The sequence below is a fragment of the Nodosilinea sp. LEGE 07088 genome (assembly GCF_015207395.1).
Lineage (GTDB): Bacteria > Cyanobacteriota > Cyanobacteriia > Phormidesmidales > Phormidesmidaceae > Nodosilinea.
Window position 1 is genome coordinate 1 of record NZ_JADEWX010000298.1, and the last position, 3,889, is coordinate 3,889.

The following is a 3,889-nucleotide window of genomic DNA, read 5'->3' on the forward strand; positions in this document are numbered from 1 at the left end:
AATATTGCCAAACGATGGACAAGGCCCATCAAAAACTGGAGAGCTGCGCTTTCACATTTTGCTATCCTGTTCCCAGAACGCTTCAAAATCTAAAATTCAAGGCTTACACAAAAACTTGAACACTCTCACCGTTTCAGATCGCTTAGTCCCCTCGCTCCCATGCTCCTTAGCTTTCAGAAAATAGTACCTAGACTTCCTCCCTAGAGTACTAGCCTGTAGGACTATAATCTTCAGAAATACCTCAATCAAAGAAGCCGATTTGGCTCTAACAGCGACAGGAGTTCTTTAGTCCGACTTGGATACCTTGCATCGTCGTGTACATCACAAAAGATCTCAAATAGACTTTATAGTCATTGACCTGCTCTAATGACTTATAACAGTCCGGACAGTTTTAGCAACGACCTATAAGGCTTACAGGGCAATCACTCTAGCAATTGCCTATTTAAGTCAAGGTTAGTTTTCAGGCTGACATTGATTTAAATACTTTGGGCAACGTAGGCTCTGGCTTACAGGTAATATGGAGGGCAATTTTTTGTCCGGAGTATTGGACTTAGCCAAGCGAGATTTCAGAATGGGTAAATTGCTCAACTGCCACCCAGACCTCAGCCACATCCCCCCGCAGATAGTCATGGATTAGTGCCCACCGTTAACTAACACTTTCTACCCAATCCCCCATTTCTCCCGATGCCACCTCAACCCTTCCAAACTCGGCCTAAACTCCCTTTCCCTCGGCAACCCAATCGCCTCTTCCCTAAACGTCACCATCTCTCGACTTTCCACCGCAGCCTCCTCCATAAACCGCTCCTGCGGAATCACAATTCGATACTCGTCATCCACTCCAAACCACCCATGATCAAACGCCCAGTGGTGGTTCTTGCACAGCGCTGGGCGTAGAGCGACACCACAATCTTGCGAAACGCCCCATTCCTGACGATGGTATTTTCCTCATCCTTCAGGTCTTCGACCTTGTATGTCGCGCCCCCTTCCCGCAAAAGCTGGCTTTTCACCGCCTCAAACTCATCGATTAATGATAGCTGCTCAATCTCAGAGGAGCGCCCCGCAAACCAGCTATCGATCAGCACCCGCAGCAAAATTACCCGCTGCCCTGGGTCTTGCAAAATTGCAAATAGCTCCGGGTCTAGCCACGCATACTGCACCATCCGCCGCACCGCCGTCACCCCCTTGCGGCCCAGCCCCGTCGCCGTCGCCGTTTCGCTGTCGGGGTAAAACGCCAGGTGCCAAAACTTATCGCCCGTCAAATGCACAAACGGCAGCAAGATATCGGCGCGGTGGTCGGTTTTCACCAGACTGCGCCAGTACTTCAAAAACGTCGAAATCAGCTCTGGCGACAGCGGCACCTGATTCAGCCGCATCTTGCCCTGCTCAATTAACTCAATCATCGAAATTAAGAGCACAGGCTTGTGGGGCGCAGCCCCTCGCTCTCGGTGCCGGTTGACATTCAGCGTTGCAAACTTCTTGGCGTAGTAGGGCAGGTCTTTTGGCATTGGTTAGCCAGAGGGGGCATCTAGCACTGAGCTTTCTTCATCCTGTCCATACGCACAGCGCAGGCTTCTTTAAAATTGACCCGGTGATTGATTCGCTCTACTTCTATGGAGCAGATCGCCCCATCCACATCAGCTATGGCCCCCAGCGCAAGGGCGACATCTGGGCCTTTACCGAACAGGGGACTCCGACGCGGTACCGTCCTGATTAGTCATAATTCGACTAAATGCCGCTCAATTTGCCAGAGCTGATCCGCCGTGAGCCACTCCGGCTGAAACTCAAGCAGGTCGATGCGGAAATCTGGGTCAATGTCTCGCAACACATCGAACGCTTTCCACGACTCCTCAAACTTTTCCCAGTAGACCAGGGTAATGTCTGACCAGTAGTTCAACGGTTGAGGCATCGTCAGGTCGCCGATCACCCCCAGTCGCCCAAGGTCGAAGTGGGTTCGCAGTCGCTCTGCGGCCTGACGGGCCAGCCGCCACCATTCGGCTTTGCGCTCCCCATCGTGCTGTTCCCACTCCAGCCGCTGGCGCAATCCCTCAATCCAGGCTTGGGGTGGCAACAGTTTGACCGCACTCTCCAGGCCAATGGTCATGAGCAGCATGGCTAAAACATTGCGGGTGCCTGGGGTCGAGTTGATCAGCGGTTTGCCTGCTATAAACTCAAACTTGGCTCTCGGGCACCAGCTAATGTAGGCCTCAAAGGAGATAGGCACGGGTGACGGCTGGATATTGGGAATAAACAGTAGGGAGCCCCACTGAGGGCCTGCTTCGGCCTGCGATCGCTGCAAGCCTTCCACCGACTGCTCTACCTTAAATGTCTTGGGTTCCAGGGGATTGTAATCCTCATCCTCTTGCCAGAGGGCATCGGGTCGAAAGGCTAACCCAGGAATGCTGCTGGGGCGATAGTGACCGTCGCTGTCGGGCTGATGGCGTTGATACTGACTGTCTACGAGTCGGTAGAACTCAACCTGCTGACTCTCGGAATCAACGAGCCAATAGTCTGGAACGCCTGCCGCCTGGTAATAGTCGAATTTGGTGCTGCGATCAGCCGCTTTATGCCCCGGCATCAAAATTTCAATCACCAACTCTGCCGGGCCACTCAGGAAATAGGAAAAGAGCTGATTGAGCCCCTGGCTTTTGTAAACGATCAGATCCGGCGTGAAGCCGTTATCGCCCAGACGCATGACAAAATCTCGCCCCAGAGATTCGCACCCGACCTGATTCGCCAGTCGAAAGGAATCCATTGTCAACTGCTGCTGAATGCGGTGATGCGCCCAGGTGATCTCGGCCCGACCGGCCTGTAAATCTTCCGCAACGAACTCAACGTCAGCAAGTTGATCCCCTAGATGGTTAAGTATTTCAAGGTAAGAATCGGTTTGCGGCAGAGTGAGGTCATAGCCTGCGGCAATGGCCTGGAACCAGGTTTCGGTGGGGGCAAGGGCAACGGCAGCATCGGCCCTCCAGCCCTGCAGAATCTGCCTCAGCAAGAGCCGACTCCCGGTCAGAGAATTGCCTACAACCAGCTGACCGTCAATCAACTCCAGCTTGCTTTCGGGTTTATTGTTGATCCAGTTGTCAAACAGCTCGGAAGTCGGTGGATAGAGCGCCATGGCTTTTTGCCCTACTATGGCAGTAAGTTTTCAACCGCTACCCGCTGTGCATTCAATGGAGCAATAGATTGACCAGACTGATAGGTTGAGACTTTGGCATAGTGCCACCCGTAGGTTGCCTGGTCATCCACAACAGGTTGCCGATAAACCTCTAGCTGGCGCTTAACCAGATTCACAATCCAGTACTCTGCAACTCCAGCCTTAGCGTATAGACTGCCCTTAAACTTACGGTCATAGCTGACGGACGTATCCGCTACTTCCACGAGCAATGCTGCTGCTGTCGGATGAGCATCGGTGTAGTCACGTATCGAACCCTGTACTACGGCCACATCTGGCTCTGGTTCCGAAATATCACTCACCACAAACGGTTTCTGCTGACGAATGTAATACCCACTGCCAAACACAGTTTTTAGGGCGGCATCTACCAAGTCTATGGCCACAGCATGGGGGCTTCTCATCGCGGCCATATCGATCACCTGACCTTCTATGAGTTCCACTCGTCTGCCCTCAAAAAAACCGAGTTCGGCCAGCCGATGGTATTCATGGCGGGTCCATCGATGGACTTGAGGTGGCGTGACGGACACCATAGCGGGCAAATTCCTCAAGGAGTCGAGTGTTCTAAGGGTTTAACCGAAATTTTGCCATCTCCTAAGAAACATCCGCATGGGCAGCGGGCTGAGGCACGAGTTCAAAGCCTAAAGCTTGAGCCTTCCTCTGAAGGTGCTTTAGCGTCCGTGCCTTGTACTGTTGCTCATAAACCTCAAGGCTAGG

Annotated in this window: 4 protein-coding genes; 1 reads left to right on the forward strand and 3 read right to left on the reverse strand. The window is 52.7% G+C overall.

Annotated elements, in window-relative coordinates:
• Window positions 1-812 precede the first annotated feature (812 nt).
• Window positions 813-1,505 carry a hypothetical protein gene (locus IQ254_RS30035; protein WP_193969809.1) on the reverse strand — a complete coding sequence of 231 codons (693 nt, stop codon included), beginning with the start codon at window positions 1,503-1,505 and terminating at the stop codon, window positions 813-815.
• A gap of 83 nt (window positions 1,506-1,588) precedes the next feature.
• Here IQ254_RS30035 and IQ254_RS32265 point away from each other — a divergent pair, with 83 nt between their 5' ends.
• On the forward strand, window positions 1,589-1,714 hold the full coding sequence (locus IQ254_RS32265) for a hypothetical protein (protein ID WP_255527048.1): 126 nt from the start codon (window positions 1,589-1,591) through the stop codon (window positions 1,712-1,714).
• Here the strand turns inward: IQ254_RS32265 and IQ254_RS30040 are convergent, their stop codons facing one another.
• Together IQ254_RS30040 and IQ254_RS30045 are read right to left on the reverse strand one after the other, a co-directional pair.
• A complete protein-coding gene (locus IQ254_RS30040) occupies window positions 1,715-3,118 on the reverse strand; it encodes a Uma2 family endonuclease (RefSeq protein ID WP_193969810.1) in 1,404 nt (467 codons plus the stop codon).
• A gap of 14 nt (window positions 3,119-3,132) precedes the next feature.
• Window positions 3,133-3,705: a Uma2 family endonuclease gene (locus IQ254_RS30045; RefSeq protein ID WP_193969811.1), complete on the reverse strand. Its 573-nt coding sequence runs from the start codon at window positions 3,703-3,705 to the stop codon at window positions 3,133-3,135.
• Between the last annotated feature and the right edge of the window lie 184 nt (window positions 3,706-3,889).